The sequence below is a fragment of the Streptomyces sp. NPDC107654 genome (genome assembly GCF_055639035.1).
The window spans coordinates 399,448-415,548 of sequence record NZ_JBVKBI010000002.1 but is presented as its reverse complement, the minus strand read 5'-3'; the positions used below and the strand labels follow the sequence as shown (position 1 = coordinate 415,548).

The 16,101-nt window shown below is 72.8% G+C and carries 15 protein-coding genes; 8 read left to right on the top strand and 7 right to left on the bottom strand.

The window, feature by feature from the left end; translation table 11 throughout:
- Window position 1 precedes the first annotated feature (1 nt).
- From ACZ7N4_RS04965 to ACZ7N4_RS04955, 3 genes are read right to left on the bottom strand one after another with little or no spacing between them, the layout of a single operon-like run.
- Window positions 2–946 (bottom strand): hydroxymethylglutaryl-CoA lyase, encoded by a 945-nt coding sequence (locus ACZ7N4_RS04965; protein WP_471353849.1) that lies wholly within the window; start codon window positions 944–946, stop codon window positions 2–4.
- The gene (locus ACZ7N4_RS04960) at window positions 943–2,856 is read right to left on the bottom strand and encodes an acetyl/propionyl/methylcrotonyl-CoA carboxylase subunit alpha (RefSeq protein WP_471353848.1); all 1,914 of its coding nucleotides are present in this window, start codon (window positions 2,854–2,856) and stop codon (window positions 943–945) included. Before ACZ7N4_RS04960 ends, ACZ7N4_RS04965 begins: the two co-directional genes overlap by 4 nt.
- Window positions 2,857–2,867: 11 nt before the next feature.
- Window positions 2,868–4,484, bottom strand: coding sequence for a carboxyl transferase domain-containing protein (locus ACZ7N4_RS04955; protein WP_471353845.1), 1,617 nt, complete (start codon window positions 4,482–4,484; stop codon window positions 2,868–2,870).
- Window positions 4,485–4,591: 107 nt separating this feature from the next.
- Here ACZ7N4_RS04955 and ACZ7N4_RS04950 point away from each other — a divergent pair, with 107 nt between their 5' ends.
- The 4 genes from ACZ7N4_RS04950 (at window position 4,592) to ACZ7N4_RS04935 (ending at window position 7,943) form a co-directional block, all read left to right on the top strand.
- Window positions 4,592–5,188, top strand: a complete 597-nt coding sequence (locus ACZ7N4_RS04950) for an SACE_7040 family transcriptional regulator (RefSeq protein ID WP_471353842.1) — start codon at window positions 4,592–4,594, stop codon at window positions 5,186–5,188.
- Between the two features lie 71 nt (window positions 5,189–5,259).
- A complete protein-coding gene (locus ACZ7N4_RS04945; protein WP_471353840.1) occupies window positions 5,260–5,754 on the top strand; it encodes a hypothetical protein in 495 nt (164 codons plus the stop codon).
- Between the two features lie 100 nt (window positions 5,755–5,854).
- Window positions 5,855–7,012, top strand: coding sequence for an acyl-CoA dehydrogenase family protein (locus tag ACZ7N4_RS04940; RefSeq protein ID WP_467929929.1), 1,158 nt, complete (start codon window positions 5,855–5,857; stop codon window positions 7,010–7,012).
- Between the two features lie 37 nt (window positions 7,013–7,049).
- Window positions 7,050–7,943, top strand: a complete 894-nt coding sequence (locus ACZ7N4_RS04935) for an acyl-CoA thioesterase (protein ID WP_471353839.1) — start codon at window positions 7,050–7,052, stop codon at window positions 7,941–7,943.
- A gap of 82 nt (window positions 7,944–8,025) precedes the next feature.
- Here ACZ7N4_RS04935 and ACZ7N4_RS04930 read toward each other — a convergent pair whose 3' ends face one another.
- The gene (locus ACZ7N4_RS04930; RefSeq protein WP_471353837.1) at window positions 8,026–8,226 is read right to left on the bottom strand and encodes a hypothetical protein; all 201 of its coding nucleotides are present in this window, start codon (window positions 8,224–8,226) and stop codon (window positions 8,026–8,028) included.
- A 361-nt stretch (window positions 8,227–8,587) separates the two neighbouring features.
- Here ACZ7N4_RS04930 and ACZ7N4_RS04925 point away from each other — a divergent pair, with 361 nt between their 5' ends.
- Complete coding sequence (locus ACZ7N4_RS04925) at window positions 8,588–8,962, top strand: hypothetical protein (protein WP_471353834.1); 375 nt, start codon at window positions 8,588–8,590, stop codon at window positions 8,960–8,962.
- 67 nt (window positions 8,963–9,029) lie between these two features.
- Here the strand turns inward: ACZ7N4_RS04925 and ACZ7N4_RS04920 are convergent, their stop codons facing one another.
- Both ACZ7N4_RS04920 and ACZ7N4_RS04915 read right to left on the bottom strand, forming a co-directional pair.
- Entirely contained in the window at window positions 9,030–9,818 is a 789-nt protein-coding gene (locus tag ACZ7N4_RS04920; protein WP_471353832.1) for a phosphatase, read from the bottom strand.
- Window positions 9,819–9,895: 77 nt separating this feature from the next.
- Window positions 9,896–11,521 (bottom strand): PucR family transcriptional regulator ligand-binding domain-containing protein, encoded by a 1,626-nt coding sequence (locus ACZ7N4_RS04915; RefSeq protein WP_471353830.1) that lies wholly within the window; start codon window positions 11,519–11,521, stop codon window positions 9,896–9,898.
- 191 nt (window positions 11,522–11,712) lie between these two features.
- On the opposite strand from ACZ7N4_RS04915, the gene ACZ7N4_RS04910 reads away from it, so the two are divergent.
- The 3 genes from ACZ7N4_RS04910 to ACZ7N4_RS04900 are packed head-to-tail and all read left to right on the top strand — an operon-like array spanning window position 11,713 to window position 15,895.
- Window positions 11,713–13,176: a sodium:solute symporter family protein gene (locus ACZ7N4_RS04910; protein ID WP_471353828.1), complete on the top strand. Its 1,464-nt coding sequence runs from the start codon at window positions 11,713–11,715 to the stop codon at window positions 13,174–13,176.
- A 56-nt stretch (window positions 13,177–13,232) separates the two neighbouring features.
- Window positions 13,233–14,213, top strand: a complete 981-nt coding sequence (gene speB / locus ACZ7N4_RS04905) for an agmatinase (protein WP_471353826.1) — start codon at window positions 13,233–13,235, stop codon at window positions 14,211–14,213.
- Window positions 14,210–15,895 carry a thiamine pyrophosphate-binding protein gene (locus tag ACZ7N4_RS04900; RefSeq protein WP_471353824.1) on the top strand — a complete coding sequence of 562 codons (1,686 nt, stop codon included), beginning with the start codon at window positions 14,210–14,212 and terminating at the stop codon, window positions 15,893–15,895. Before speB ends, ACZ7N4_RS04900 begins: the two co-directional genes overlap by 4 nt.
- Here the strand turns inward: ACZ7N4_RS04900 and ACZ7N4_RS04895 are convergent.
- A complete protein-coding gene (locus tag ACZ7N4_RS04895; RefSeq protein WP_471353822.1) occupies window positions 15,892–16,101 on the bottom strand; it encodes a DUF397 domain-containing protein in 210 nt (69 codons plus the stop codon). The two genes, ACZ7N4_RS04900 and ACZ7N4_RS04895, sit on opposite strands and share 4 nt — an antisense overlap.

The window sequence follows — 16,101 nt, the reverse complement described above, 5'->3', positions numbered from 1 at the left end:
ATCACTGGTCCTTGTGGGAGAGAGCGCGGACGGTACGGGACGGGCTGGGCCGGTCCAGATGGGCGGCCATCCACACGCTCGTGGCGGTCAGACGGCCGAGGTCGACCCCGGTCTCGATGCCGAGGCCGTGCAGCATCCAGACGAGGTCTTCGGTGGCGAGGTTGCCGGTGGCGGACTTGGCGTAGGGGCAGCCGCCGAGCCCCCCGGCGGACGCGTCGACCGTGGTCACGCCGTGCTGCAGCGCGGCCAGCGTGTTCGCGAGCGCCTGACCGTAGGTGTCGTGGAAGTGCACGCCGATCTCGTGCGTCGGCACCCCGTTCTCGTTCAGCAGGGACAGCAGTTCGCGGACCTGCCCCGGGGTGGCCACCCCGATCGTGTCGCCCAGGCTCAGCTCGTCGCAGCCCATGTCCCGCAGCGCCGTGCAGACCCGGGCCACCTGGCGCGCGGAGACGGCGCCCTCCCAGGGGTCGCCGAAGCACATCGAGACATAGCCCCGTACGTGCACCCCCTCGTCCTTGGCCCGCCGCACCACCGGCGCGAACACCGCGAGGGACTCGTCCAGGGTGCGGTTGAGGTTGGCCTTCGCGAAGGACTCGGTGGCGCTGGCGAACACGGCGACCCGCTCGGCACCGAGGGCCAGCGCCCGGTCCAGGCCGCGCGCGTTGGGGACCAGGACCGGGAGTTCCACCCCGGACAGGTCGCTCAGCAGCGGGTACAGCTCCTCGGCGTCCGCCAGCTGGGGCACCCACCTGGGGTGCACGAAGCTCGTCGCCTCGATCGTCGTCAGGCCCGCGTCGGCCAGCCGGCGGATGAACTCCGCCTTGACCGACGTCGGTACGGCCATCTTCTCGTTCTGCAGACCGTCCCGCGCCCCCACCTCGTGGATCCGCACCCGCGCGGGCAGGCCGGGGGCCGGTACGACCATGGGCAGACCGTCGACGCTCATTCCGCTGCCTCCTTGGGGGCGATGACGGCCAGCACCTGGTCCATGGCGACCGTCGTGCCGGGCCGCACGTCCAGTTCGGCGACCGTGCCGGCGTGCGGGGCGGAGATGACGTGCTCCATCTTCATCGCCTCCACCACCAGCAGGCTCTGCCCGGCGGCCACCTCGTCGCCCACGGCGACCTTCACCACGGTCACCGTGCCGGGCATGGGGGCGGTGAGGGAGTCGGCACCCGCGTGGGCCGCCTGGTTCAGCGACGCGGCCACCGGGTCGTGGTCGCGCACCAGCCAGGCGTCGCCGTCCCGGCCGATCCAGTCACCGGCGCGGTGGAAGGTGTGCCGTACGCCGTCCAGGGTGACGCTCACCCGGTCCCCGGTGACGGTGTGGTCGCCCCGGGGGGTGTACGTCAGGGGTTCCTGCACCCGGAGGGGGAAGGCGGGCGGCTTCGGGGTGCCGCCGAGGCGCCAGCCGCTCGGCACCGAGAAGGGGTCCGTCCAGCCTTCCGCGCGCGGCTCCAGTGCCTCCATCCGTACGGCCGCCGCCGCCTCGTACACCTCCTCCGGTACGTCCGTGGACACCAGCTCGTCCACCACCCGCTCGACCAGGCCGGTGTCCAGCTCGCCCGCGACGACCGCCGGGTGGGCCAGCAGCCGGCGCAGGAAGCCCGCGTTGGTCGGCACGCCCAGCGTGACCGTCTCCGCCAGGGCCGAGCGCAGCTTCCTGAGCGCCGTCTCCCGGTCGGGGCCGTAGGCGATCACCTTGGACAGCATCGGGTCGTACAGGCTGCCCACCTCGGTGCCCTCGCTGAGCCCGGAGTCGGTGCGCACGCCGTCCCCCTGCGGCTCGTTCAGCAGCAGGACCGTGCCGCCGGAGGGGAGGAACCCGCGCGCGGGGTCTTCCGCGCAGATGCGGGCCTCCACCGCGTGCCCGGTCAGCCGCAGCTCCTCCTGCGCGAAGCCCAGCCGCTCCCCGGCCGCCACCCGCAGCTGCCACTCCACCAGGTCGAGCCCGGTGACGAGTTCGGTGACCGGGTGCTCCACCTGGAGACGGGTGTTCATCTCCATGAAGTAGTACTGCGTGGGGTCGACGCCCGGGACGATGAACTCCACCGTGCCCGCGCCCCGGTACCCGCACGAGCGCGCCGCCTGTACGGCCGCCTCGCCCATCGCGGCCCGGGTCCTGTCGTCGAGCAGGACGGACGGCGCCTCCTCGATGATCTTCTGGTGCCGTCGCTGGAGGGAGCACTCGCGCTCGCCGAGGTGGACCACGTTCCCGTGGCCGTCGGCCAGCACCTGGATCTCGATGTGCCGGGGCCGGTCGACCCACCGCTCCACCAGCAGCGTGTCGTCGCCGAAGGAGGCGCGGGCCTCGCGGCGGGCGGCGGCGATCTCCTCCTCCAGGACCGACAGGTCCCGGACCAGCCGCATGCCCTTGCCGCCACCGCCGGCGGAGGGCTTCAGCAGCACGGGCGCGCCCAGCTCACGGGCGGCCTCGGCCACTTCCGGGTCACGGCCTCCGGGCACCACCGGCACCCCGGCCGCCTTCACCGTCTCCTTGGCGCGGATCTTGTCGCCCATGAGGGCGATCGCGTCGGCCGACGGGCCGATGAAGACCAGCCCCGCCTCCTCGCAGGCGCGCGCGAAGGCCGCGTTCTCCGCGAGGAAGCCGTACCCCGGGTGCACCGCCTGGGCGCCGGTGCGGGCGGCGGCGTCCAGCAGCCGCTCCACCGACAGATAGCTCTCGGCGGCCGGTGCCGGGCCGATCCGTACCGCCGTGTCGGCCTCCCGGACGTGCCGCGCGTCGGCGTCGGCGTCGGAGAAGACCGCCACCGAGCGCACGCCCAGCGAGCGGAGCGTACGGATGACGCGTACGGCGATCTCGCCCCGGTTGGCGACCAGCACTGTGTCGAACACGGTTCCCCTCCTCACATCCGGAAGACGCCGAACTGGGGGTCTCCCAGCGGCGCGTTGGCGCAGGCCGTCAGGGCGAGTCCGAGCACCTGACGCGTCTCCAGCGGGTCGATCACGCCGTCGTCCCACAGGCGGGCGGTGGCGTAGTAGGCGTTGCCCTGGCGCTCGTACTGGGCGCGGATGGGGGCCTTGAAGCTCTCCTCGTCCTCGGCCGGCCAGTCCTCGCCGCGCGCCTCCAGTTGGTCGCGCTTGACCGTGGCGAGGACGGACGCGGCCTGCTCGCCGCCCATGACGGAGATCTTGGCGTTGGGCCACATCCACAGGAAGCGGGGGGAGTAGGCCCGGCCGCACATCGAGTAGTTGCCCGCGCCGTAGGAGCCGCCGACGACGACCGTCAGCTTCGGCACGCGGGTGCAGGCCACCGCCGTCACCATCTTGGCGCCGTGCTTGGCGATGCCGCCCGCCTCGTAGTCCTTGCCGACCATGAAGCCGGAGATGTTCTGCAGGAACACCAGCGGGATGCCGCGCTGGTCGCACAGCTCGATGAAGTGGGCGCCCTTCTGGGCGGACTCGGAGAACAGGATGCCGTTGTTCGCGACGATCCCGACCGGGTGGCCGTGGATCCGGGCGAACCCGGTGACCAGGGTCTGCCCGAACTCGCTCTTGAACTCGGCGAACCGGGAGCCGTCGACCACGCGCGCGATGATCTCGCGTACGTCGTAGGGGGTGCGGGAGTCGACGGGGACGGCGCCGTAGAGCCCGTAGGGGTCGACCTTGGGCTCGACGGACGGCCGGACCTCCCAGGGGAGGGACTGCCGGGCGGGCAGGGTGGCCACGATGTCCCGGACGATCCGCAGCGCGTGCGCGTCGTTCTCGGCGAGGTGGTCGGTGACCCCGGAGACGCGGGAGTGCACCTCGCCGCCGCCCAGCTCCTCCGCGGTGACGACCTCGCCGGTGGCCGCCTTCACCAGCGGCGGACCGCCCAGGAAGATCGTGCCCTGGCCGCGGACGATCACGGCCTCGTCGCTCATCGCCGGGACGTACGCCCCGCCGGCCGTGCACGAGCCGAGGACGGCCGCGATCTGCGGGATGCCCGCGCCGGACATCCGCGCCTGGTTGTAGAAGATCCGGCCGAAGTGGTCCCGGTCCGGGAACACCTCGTCCTGCATCGGCAGGAAGGCCCCGCCGGAGTCGACCAGGTAGACGCACGGCAGCCGGTTGTCCAGGGCCACCTCCTGGGCGCGCAGGTGCTTCTTCACCGTCATCGGGTAGTACGTGCCGCCCTTGACGGTGGCGTCGTTGGCGACGATCACGCACTCGCGCCCGCTGACCCGCCCGATCCCGGCGATCACGCCGGCCGCCGGGGCCTGCCCCTCGTACATCCCGTCGGCCGCGAGCGGCGCCAGCTCCAGGAAGGGCGAGCCCTGATCGAGCAGCGTGTCCACCCGGTCCCGCGGCAGCAGCTTGCCGCGCGCGGTGTGCCGGTCCCGTGCCTTCTCGCCGCCGCCGAGGGCCGCCGCGGCCAGCTTGGCGCGCAGCTCCTCCACGAGCGCGAGATGGGCTCGTTCATTGGCTTGCCAGGCCTCCGACGCGGGATCTGCCGCGCTGTGAAGCTCCGGTGCCTCGTGCATCCTGCGGTCCCCTCACCCGGTGATCGAACCAGTGATCCGCTGTTAATGAGCGTTAACCATTGCGACCAGGTTAACGACCGCTAACCTCGCTGTCTAGAATTGTCCGCATGGCCAGCAGAACCGACGCCCCCACCCGCCGCGAGCAGATCCTCAAGGAGGCCGCGCGGCTCTTCGCCGAGCGCGGATTCCACGGCGTCGGCGTCGACGAGATAGGCGCGGCGGTCGGCATCAGCGGACCCGGCCTGTACCGGCACTTCCCCGGCAAGGACGCGATGCTCGCCGAGCTGCTCGTCGGCATCAGCGGGCAGCTGCTGACCGGCGCCAGGCGGCGGCTGGCCGAGGCCGACGGGGTGCCCGCGGCCCGTGTCCTCGACTCCCTGATCGAGGGCCACATCGACTTCGCCCTGGACGACCGCCCCCTGATCACCCTGCACGACCGCGAGCTGGACCGCCTGCGCGACAGCGACCGCAAGCTGGTGCGGCAGCTCCAGCGGCAGTACGTCGAGCTGTGGGTGGAGGTGGTGCGCGAGGTGTACCCGGGCCTGACCGAACCGGCCGCCCGCTCCGCCGTCCACTCCGTCTTCGGCCTGCTCAACTCCACCCCCCACCTCGGCCGCGCCGGCACGCTCCCCGGCCGGGGGACCATGGCGGCCCTGCTGCACCGGATGGCGCGCGGCGCGTTCGAGGCCGCGGGCGAGGAGTAGGCCGGCCGGACGGTTCGCGCAGGCCGGCCGCGTGGCCTGATGCCCCTTCGCGCACGATGAGCGGGGGAGCCGTGACGACCCACAGGACCGGAAGGGCGACGGACGCGAGAGCGCTGCGAGCGGTGGCCGCGCTCGCCGTCGCGGGGGCACTGACCGCGGCGGCCGGGGGCGGCCGGGCGCGGGACCGCGCCGAGGGGCGGGTCCTGGCCGGGACGGGCGACGCGATCGGCTTCGAGCACGCGCGCGTGGGCCAGGAGTACCGGGTGAGCCTGCCGCGCCGGACCGGCGTCGGCGGAGCGCCGCTCACGCCGCCGCGGACGCGGTGGCTCCATGTGCCACGGGGCGTGCAGGTGCTGCGCTACGGCGTGGCCACCCCGCGGGAGGCGGGCGGCTACGGTCCCGTCGTCGCCGACGACGAGCGGCCCGCCCAGGACGTTCCGGCGCGGGTCGGCGCCGAGCGCCCCGTCGTGGTGGCGCCGCACGCGAGCGCGGAGTTCTGCGTCCTCGCCCGTGTCCGGGTGACCGGCGCCGGGCTCCGCCTCCGGCCGGAGGATCCCCGGGCGTGACGAGCGTTACGGCGGGATCCCCCTGGACGGGCTTCCGTACTCGCCGGTACGGTTGAGTGAGCAAGCGCTTAGACATGCCGAGGTACGTGGAGGTGGCGGCGTGCGCCGTACGGTGTTCAACGAGGATCACGAGGCGTTCCGGGAGACCATCCGCGCCTTCATCGAGGCCGAGGTCGTCCCGGTCTACGACGAGTGGTTCGCCGCCGGCCAGGCGCCGCGCGACTTCTACTACAAGCTCGGCGAGCTGGGTGTCTTCGGCATCAGCGTGCCCGAGGAGTTCGGCGGCGCGGGCATCGACAGCCACAAGTTCGAGGCCGTCCTCTACGAGGAGACCGCCCGCGCCGGCGTCCAGTTCGGCGGCTCCGGCGTGCACGTGCTGCTCGCCCTGCCGTACCTGAAGATGCTGGCCACCGACGAGCAGAAGAAGCGCTACCTGCCGAAGTTCGTCACCGGCGAGGAGATGTGGGCCATCGCGATGACCGAGCCGGGCACCGGCTCCGACCTCGCGGGCATGAAGTCCACCGCCAAGCTCTCCGAGGACGGCACGCACTACGTCCTCAACGGCGCCAAGACCTTCATCACCGGCGGCGTCCACGCCGACCGCGTGATCGTGTGCGCCCGCACCGCCGCGCCCACCGCCGAGGACCGCCGGCACGGCATCTCCCTGTTCGCCGTGGACACCAAGTCCGAGGGCTACTCCGTCGGCCGCAAGCTGGACAAGCTGGGCCTGAAGACGTCCGACACCGCCGAGCTGGCCTTCGTCGACGTCAAGGTCCCGGTCGAGGACCTCCTCGGCGAGGAGAACAAGGGCTTCTACTACCTCGGCCACAACCTGGCCTCCGAGCGCTGGGGCATCGCCTTCGGCGCCTACGCCCAGGCCAAGGCCGCCGTCCGGTTCGCCAAGCAGTACGTGCAGGAGCGCACCGTCTTCGGCAAGCCGGTCGCGCACTTCCAGAACACCAAGTTCGAGCTGGCGGCCTGCCAGGCCGAGGTGGACGCGGCCGAGGCCGTCGCCGACCGCGCCACGGAGGCGCTGGACGCCGGCGAGCTGACGCCCGCCGAGGCCGCCTCCGCGAAGCTCTTCTGCACCGAGGTCGCCCACCGCGTGATCGACCGCTGCCTCCAGTTGCACGGCGGCTACGGCTACATGAACGAGTACCCGATCGCCCGCCTGTACGCGGACAACCGCGTCAACCGCATCTACGGCGGCACCAGCGAGATCATGAAGACGATCATCGCCAAGGACATGGGCCTGTAGGACGCCTGTCACCACCGGTCCGGTACCACTGCCACCCATGAACCAGGCACTCCAGGATCTCCTCGATCTGCTCGACCTGGAGCAGATCGAGGAGGACATCTTCCGCGGCCAGTCCCGCTCCGCCGTCGTACCCCGCGTCTTCGGCGGGCAGGTCGCGGCGCAGGCGCTGGTCGCCGCCGGGCGGACGGTCCCCGCGGACCGGCCCGCCCACTCCCTGCACGCCTACTTCCTGCGCCCCGGCGACCCCGGCGCGCCGATCGTCTACACCGTGGACCGCATCCGCGACGGCCGGTCCTTCACCACCCGCCGCGTGGTCGCCGTCCAGCACGGCAAGCCGATCTTCCACCTGTCGGCGTCCTTCCAGACGTACGAGGAGGGCCTGGAGCACCAGGCGCCCATGCCGTCCTCGCCCGACCCGGCGACCCTGCCCACCTCCCAGGAGCGGCTGCGCGGCTACGGCCACCTCGCGCCCGAGGTGGTGGAGCGGTTCCTGGAGGCCCGCGAGGCGATCGACCTGCGGTACGTGGACGAGCCGCCGTACGGGCGGTTCGGCGAGCCGCGCGAGCCGCACAGCCAGGTCTGGTTCCGCACCAACGGCAAGCTGGACGACGACCCTCCCCCGGGCTCCGTCTGGGGGGACCCCCAGCTGCACGTCGTCCTCGCCGCCTACATCTCCGACATGACCCTGCTCGACTCGGTACTGCTCGCGCACGGGCGCGGCGGCTGGGCCGTGGGTGACGTCGTCGGGGCCTCCCTGGACCACGCGATGTGGTTCCACCGGCCCTTCCGCGCCGACGAATGGCTGCTGTACGACCAGGAGTCGCCGTCCGCGCACGGCGGCCGCGGCCTCGGCCAGGCCCGCATCTACACCCAGGACGGGCGGCTCGCCATCTCGGTGATCCAGGAGGGCGTGGTCCGCGTCCCGCGGTGACGGCCCGCGGCCCCGCCGTACACGCCAGGAGGCGGACGGAACCCCTTCCGGGGTCCTCGTCCGCCTCCTGGCGTGTGCCGGATCAGTCGAAGTCGAGGTAGCCGCCGACGTGGGCGCAGCCCGCGTCGCCCCAGACGGCGTGCGTGTCACCGGCCGAGGCGCCGCCGCCGGACTGCCAGCAGTAGCTGATGTCGCCGTCGCCGCCGTGCGCCGCGGCGGGGGCGGCGGCCACGAATCCGGCCGCGAGCAGACCGGTGAGAACGAGGGATATGCGCCTGAGCATGGGGTGTCTCCTTGTCGTCGGGGGACCTGCCCCCGACTCTCCGGCAGGGGCAGCCGGCCCGCACTCCGGAAGGTACGACCGGGTGGTGCCGCTCCGCTCCGCGCCGTTCCGCTCCGTTTTACTTCCGGTTTGCCCCGAGATGACGTGTGACATATGGGGCATTAGGCTCTCTGAGTGAAAGCCGCAGCGAACGGCATGCCCTGTGTACCCCGGTACGACGAGGCGCCTGAGGCCGTTCCGTTCACCCGGCTGCGGTGACACCTGACCGCGCCGCATCTTCCCCCTCTCGCAGCGGCGTGGCCATCCACCTCGCGTCTTCCCCCGGGAGCCGCGAGAGACGATGGAGATGGAAGGTATTCCCATGCGACCACAGCGCACGAGGCGTCTTGTCGCGTTGTCCGCCTCCGGTCTGCTGCTGGCCGGCGGAGCCGCGATCGGCACGGCCGGGACCGCCTCTGCCGCGGACCACAGTGACCACAGCTCCTACAGCAGCAGCTGGGGAGACGACGGCAACGGACGTCACCACGGCGACTACAGCTCGTGGGACGACGATGACGACGACTACGGCTACGGCGGCGACCACGGCGGCTATGGCGGTGACCACGGCGGCTACGGCGGCGACCACGGCGGCTATGGCGGTGACCACGGCGGTTACGGCGGTGGCGACCACGGTGGTGGCGGCGGCCACGGTGGTGGCGGCGGCCACGGCGGTGGCGGCGGAGGAGGCGGCCACTGACACGACAAGGCCCTGAAACGGATGTGCGGCCCCGACGCCGGGGCCGCACAGCTCATGTGAGGCCGCGTCAGGCCAGGCCCGCCTCGGCGATCAGGTACGCCGTCATGGGGTCGTAGTGACGCGGGCTGACCACGTGGTCGTCCAGCGGCACGACGACCTGCACGGTGCCCTCCGACTCGGCGAGGAAGAGCGCCGGGTCGTTGCTGTCGGCGTACCCGACGGAGTCCACGCCGTGCTGTCCCGCGTACCCGGCCCAGCCGTGGTCGGCGACCACCAGGTCCGGCAGCGGGCGCCCCTCCCGCTCAAGTCCCGTCAGAACGGCCCGCATCGGCTCGCCCGAGTGGGTGTGCCACAGCGTCGCCCCGTGCTCCAGCACGGCGACGTCCGCGAACTGCATGACATACCCCTCGTCCGTCTGCAGCCCGTCCGGGATGACGACGATCTCACAGCCGGCGGCGCGCAGCGCGGCGGCCGTGGCCCGGTGGACGTCCAGCAGGCCGCCCGGGTGCCCGGTCGCGAACAGCACCCGCTGCCGTCCCTCGGCCGCCTTGCGCAGCCGCGCCGCCATCCGGTCCAGCGCGTCCACGGTCAGCTCGGGGTCGATGGTGTCCTGGCCGTACCGGTACTGGGGGTCGTCGTTGACACCCACCCGCTCGGCCATGACCGCGAGCACGTCCTGCTCGTCCGCCCAGCGGTCGCCCAGCTCCAGGCCGAACCAGTAGCCCCGGACACCGTTGGCGAGCTGGCGGTAGTGGGAGAGGTTGTTCTCGCGGGGCGTGGCGACGTCCCCCGCGATTCGGGTGCGCACCAGGTGGTCGACGAGCTGGGCGCGGCTGGGTGTCCCGGGTATCGGCATGCCTCCCATTGTGAGGCAGCACCCGGCCCGCGTCCTCGGCATACCGCCCGCCGGGACGGGGGTCACCCGGCCCGCCCTCAGCTCTGCCGCAGCGCGAACCACAACTCCATGCGCACGTCCGGGTCGTCCAGGTCGGCGGCCAACAGGGCGCCACAGCGGGCGATCCGCTGCCGCACGGTGTTGCGGTGCACGCCCAGCGCCACCGCCGTACGGTCCCAACTGCCGTGCAGGGACAGCCAGGTGCGCAGGGTCTCGGCCAGCGCGGGCTGCCCGGCGAGCGGCGCCAGCAGCGTGCGGGCGTGCGTCTCGGCGTCCGCCCGCGGCACCAGGTCCTCCAGCGCCGGCCGGGCCGCGTGCCGGACGAGTGTGGTCCGGGTGGCCCGGGCCCGGGCGAGGGCGCGGGCGGCCTGGGTGTCGGCGGCCGGCCACTCCCGCGGGCCGGCCGCGGCACTCACCCCGAGCGTCCAGCCCGGCTGCGGCCCCGGCTCCCGGTCCGCCGGCACCAGCACCCGTACGACGTCACCGGCCAGGTCGACCAGCGGTGAGCCCAGGGCGGCGCCGAGCGCGGAGGCGGCGACCGCGTCCGGGGCCTGTGTCTCCGGCCGTGCGCGCACGACCAGCCACTCGCCCGGGCCGAGCAGGGGGGCCACCTCCTCGGGCGGGGCGCCCAGCAGCAGCCGTACGAGCGCGGAGGACCGGGCGGCGCCGGTCCCGCTCTGGTGCTCTCCCGTCAGCAGGGACAGCAGCACCGCGGCGACGGAGGCGATGGTGTGGTCGCCGGGCTCGCGGCGGGGGGTGGCCACGCCGAGCACGAACCCCTCACCGGCACCGAGGGCGTAGACGGCGAGGTGGGTGGCGGTGGCGCCGTGGGTGTCGGTGGCGGACGCGGGGGTGGCCGGTGCGGTGGTGGCGGGGTTGGTCCGGGTCGGCGGGGTGGCCGGTGCGGTGGTGGCGGGGTCGGTCCGGGCCGAGGGGGTGGCCGGTGCGGTCGCCGAGCCCGGTGCGGGGTGGGGGCGGCCGGCCCGGTCCGGTGCCGTCGCCGCTCTGCCCGCCGGCCGCACCACCCCGGCCAGCTCCGCCAGTGCCGTGAGCGCGGTCCGCGGTGTCTCCCGGCCCGCCCCCGCGATCTCCGTGCCGTCGGGCCCGTACAGCACCGCGCGGCCGCCCAGGCGCTGAGCCAGCTGGCGCAGCACGGAGGGGACCGGATCCGGCCGGGACGCGGCCGCCGCCAGGCTCTGCTGGGCCTCCGTGACCCGGCGCAGCTCTGCCAGCCGGGCCTGCGCCATCAGCTGCCACACCGCGCGGGCCACCCCGGAGAACGTGGTCTGCGGCGGGACCTCCAGCAGCGGCAGGCCGTGCCGCTCGCAGGCGGCGACCAGGGCGCGCGGGACCGCTTCGTGCACCGGGGCGAGCCCGAAGCCGAGGGCCGCGCCGCCCGCCGCCACGATCCGGGAGACGTAGTCGTCGAAGTACGTGCCCGGGCCGGCGCCCTCCGGGACGTGCACCCCGGCGGTCAGCAGCAGTTCGCCGCCCAGCAGGTACGGGTACGGGTCGGCCATCTCCGAGGTGTGCGCCCAGTGGATCACCGTCCCCGGGTCGTCCGGCCCGGCGATCTGCCGCAGGGCGAGGTCCTCGCGGGCCAGGAGCGCCTGGAGGGGGACCGGTGGGGTCGGTGGGACGGCTGGGGTGATCGTCTCCGGCATGGTGTGCGTTCCCTCCACCCCGTCCCGTACGAATGGATGAAACGTACACTTCGCAGTCGCTTTCCGGCCACCTACTGTCGAGTGAGCACGGCAGCCGCGGGTACGGGCGGATGTCCCCGCGAGCCGCTGCCGACCACCGCGAAGCACCTGCACGACACGCCACCGGACAGTGAGCGAAGGAGGGCCGCCCCATGGCCGTCGACTACACAGTGATCGTCGTCTATCTCGCCGGCATGCTGGCGATGGGCTGGTGGGGCATGCGCCGCGCCCGGTCCAAGAGCGACTTCCTGGTGGCGGGCCGACGCCTCGGCCCCGCGATGTACTCCGGCACCATGGCGGCGATCGTCCTCGGCGGCGCCTCCACCATCGGCGGGGTCGGCCTCGGCTACCGGTACGGCCTCTCCGGCGCCTGGATGGTCTTCACCATCGGCCTCGGCCTGCTCGCCCTGTCGGTCTTCTTCTCCGCGCGCATCGCCCGCCTGAAGGTCTACACCGTCTCCGAGATGCTCGACCTGCGCTACGGCGGACGGGCCGGCGTGATCTCCGGCGTGGTCATGTGGGCGTACACCCTGATGCTGGCCGTCACCTCGACCATCGCCTACGCCACGATCTTCGACGTCCTGTTCGACCTGAACCGCACGGTCGCGATCGTCCTCGGCGGCTCGATCGTCGTCGCCTACTCGACCCTCGGCGGCATGTGGTCCATCACGCTGACCGACATGGTCCAGTTCGTGGTCAAGACGATCGGCGTGCTGCTCCTGCTCCTGCCGATCGCCGTCGTCAAGGCGGGCGGCTTCGGCGAGATGCGGGCGAAGCTGCCGACGTCGTACTTCGACCCGCTGGGCATCGGCGGCGAGACGATCTTCACCTACGTCCTGATCTACACCTTCGGCATGCTGATCGGCCAGGACATCTGGCAGCGCGTGTTCACCGCCCGCAGCGCCAGGACCGCCAGGTGGGGCGGCACGGTGGCCGGGACCTACTGTCTCGCCTACGCCCTGGCCGGCGCGGTGATCGGAACGGCCGCCAAGGTGCTCTACCCCGAACTCGGCAGCCCCGACGACGCCTTCGCCACCATCGTCAAGGACGAACTCCCCGTCGGCGTGCGCGGCCTGGTGCTGGCCGCCGCCCTGGCCGCCGTGATGTCGACCTCCTCCGGCGCCCTGATCGCCTGCGCCACGGTCGCCAACAACGACATCTGGTCGCGCCTGAGGGGTGTCGTACGGCGCGACGGCGCGGAACACGACGAGGTCAAGGGCAACCGGGCCTTCATCCTCGTCATGGGGGTGGCGGTGATCGGCACCGCCATCGCGCTGAACAACGTGGTCGAGGCGCTCACCGTCGCCTACAACCTCCTCGTCGGCGGCCTGCTCGTGCCGATCCTCGGCGGGCTGCTGTGGAAGCGCGGCACGGCCCAGGGCGCGCTGGCCTCGGTGATCGTCGGCGGCCTCGCCGTGATCGGTCTCATGGCCGGCTACGGCATCCTCGCCAACGAGCCCGTCTACTACGGCCTGGCGGCCTCCCTCGTGGCCTACCTCGCCGTCTCCCTGGCGACCAGGCCCACCGACGAGACGATCCTCGCCACCTGGCGGGAACGCCTCGCCGGTGGCCGGTCCTCCGAACTCCCGTCCGAACCGGCCCCGGCTCACCAGTAGAGTCATAGGGATAGCAGTACATGCGCGACGAAGCGCAGGAAAGAAGGCATTTCATCATGAGCAGCAACGAGACGCCCCGCGGCCCCGTCGACTCCTCCCGCGTCCCGCGGTACGCCGGACCCGCGACCTTCGCCCGGCTGCCCCGCCTGGACGAGGTCGGCACCGCCGACGTCGCCGTGGTGGGCGTGCCGTTCGACTCCGGCGTCTCGTACCGGCCGGGCGCCCGCTTCGGCGGCAACGCCATCCGCGAGGCGTCCCGGCTGCTGCGCCCGTACAACCCGGCGCAGGACGCCTCCCCGTTCGCCCTGGCGCAGGTCGCGGACGGCGGCGACATCGCCGTGAACCCGTTCAACATCAACGAGGCCGTGGAGACGATCGAGGCCGCGGCCGACGACCTCCTCGGCACCGGCGCCCGTCTGATGACCCTGGGCGGCGACCACACCATCGCCCTGCCCCTCCTGCGCTCGGTCGCGAAGAAGCACGGCCCGGTGGCCCTGCTCCACTTCGACGCCCACCTGGACACCTGGGACACCTACTTCGGTGCCGAGTACACCCACGGCACCCCGTTCCGCCGCGCGGTCGAGGAGGGCATCCTCGACACCGAGGCGCTCTCCCACGTCGGCACCCGCGGCCCGCTGTACGGCAAGCAGGACCTGACGGACGACGAGAAGATGGGCTTCGGCATCGTCACCTCGGCCGACGTCTACCGCCGGGGCGCCGACGAGGTCGCCGACCAGCTGCGCCAGCGCATCGGCGACCGCCCGCTGTACATCTCCATCGACATCGACTGCCTGGACCCGGCGCACGCGCCCGGCACGGGGACGCCGGAGGCCGGCGGCATGACCTCCCGCGAGCTGCTGGAGATCCTGCGCGGTCTGGCGTCGTGCAACCTGGTCTCGGCGGACGTGGTCGAGGTGGCGCCGGCGTACGACCACGCCGAGATCACCTCGGTCGCGGCCTCCCACACGGCGTACGAACTGACCACCATCATGAGCCGCCAGATCGCGGCGGCCCGGAAGGACGCGGAAGCGAAGTGACTCACGACCACGACCTGGTACTCCGCCCGACCGACCAGCAGACGGCGGCCGCGCTGAACCCCCCTCCCGGCCGGAACGGCGGAGACCTGGTCGTGGAGACGCTGGCCGGGCTCGGCGCGACCACGGTCTTCGGCCTGCCCGGCCAGCACGCCCTCGGCATGTTCGACGCGCTGCGACGCTCCTCCCTGCACTACGTGGGCCTGCGGGTGGAGAACAACGCGGGCTTCGCGGCGGACGCGTACGGCAGGATCACGGGAGAGGCGGCGCCCCTGCTCCTCTCCACGGGTCCGGGCGCCCTGACCTCCCTGGCCGCGCTCCAGGAGGCGGCGGCCGCCTCCGCCCCCGTGCTGGCGATCAGCAGCCAGATCCCGACGGCGGGCCTGGGCGGCGGCCGCCACGGCTACCTGCACGAACTCCCCGACCAGTCGGCCTCCTTCCGGGGCGTGGTGAAGTCCGTCCACACGGTCCGCGCCCAGTCCCAGATCCCGTCGGCGATCGCGGCGGCCTGGAAGTCGGCACTCACGGTCCCGCACGGTCCGGTATGGGTGGAGATCCCGCAGGACGTGCTGCTCGCCGAGGCGTCCCTGCCGGTGGTGACGGCGATGGACGCGACACCCGAGGAGGTGCTCCCGCGCCCCGAACTGACGGCACTGGCCGCCGACTTGCTGTCGAACGCGGCCCGCCCGGCGATCATCGCGGGCGGCGGGGTCGTACGGTCGGACGCTTCCGGGAAGCTGAGGGCGCTGGCCGAGAAACTGGACGCGCCGGTGGTGACGACGTTCGGCGGCAAGGGCGCGTTCCCCTGGAACCACCCTCTCTCGCTCCAGTCCTGGCTGGAGGACCGGCACACGACGGACTTCCTGGAGGAGGCGGACGTCCTGCTGGTGGTCGGCTCGGGCCTGGGCGAACTCTCCTCGAACTACCACACGTTCAAGCCCCGCGGCCGAGTGATCCAGATCGAGGCCGACCTCGGCAAGCTGGAGTCCAACCACCCGGCCGTGGGCATCCACGCGGACGCCCGCCTGGCGCTCCAGGCGCTGCTGGAGACGGTGGAGGAGCGCACGGACGACACGGCGCCGCAGCGGGTACGGGACCTGCTGGCCCGCGTCTCGGAGCGCATCGCCTCCCAGGACCTGACCCTGGAGCGGGAGGTCCTGGCCTCGGTCCGCCGCGCCCTCCCCTCCGGCTCCCCGTCCTGCTGGGACATGACGATCCTGGCCTACTGGGCCTGGTCGGCCTTCGACGCCCAGGGCCCCAACACCATGCACTCGGCCCAGGGCGCGGGCGGCCTCGGCTACGGCTTCCCGGCGGCCATCGGCGCGGCGACGGCGGACCCGACCCGCCCGGTGCTGGCGGTCTCGGGCGACGGCGGAGCCCTGTACTCGATCGCCGAACTGGCCACGGCCAAGCAGTACGACCTCCCGGTCACCTGGCTGATCATCGACGACGGCGGCTACGGCATCCTCCGCGAGTACATGACGGACGCCTTCGGCCGGCCGACCGCCACGGAACTGACCCGCCCGGACTACGTGGCCCTCGCGGAGTCCTTCGGCGTACCGGGGGTCCGCACGACCCCGGAGACGCTGGAGGCCGACCTGACGAAGGCGCTGACCGCGCCGGGTCCGTCGGTGGTCGTACTCCCGGCGGTGCTGCGGATGTTCGCACCTACGCATCTGGACTAGGGCAGGGTTCCCACGTCGGGGGAGGGCTCTTTCAGGGCTTCGACGAAGCGGGTGAAGGCTCCGGCCGGGAACACGAGGGTGGCCCTGGCCGGGGCTTTCGAGTCGCGGACGGCTATGTGGGCGTCCAGGTCGGCCACTTCGACGCAGGCGTCCCCCTGACCGCCGCCCGAGTAGGAGGACTTCCGCCAGATCCCGGGGATCAGCAT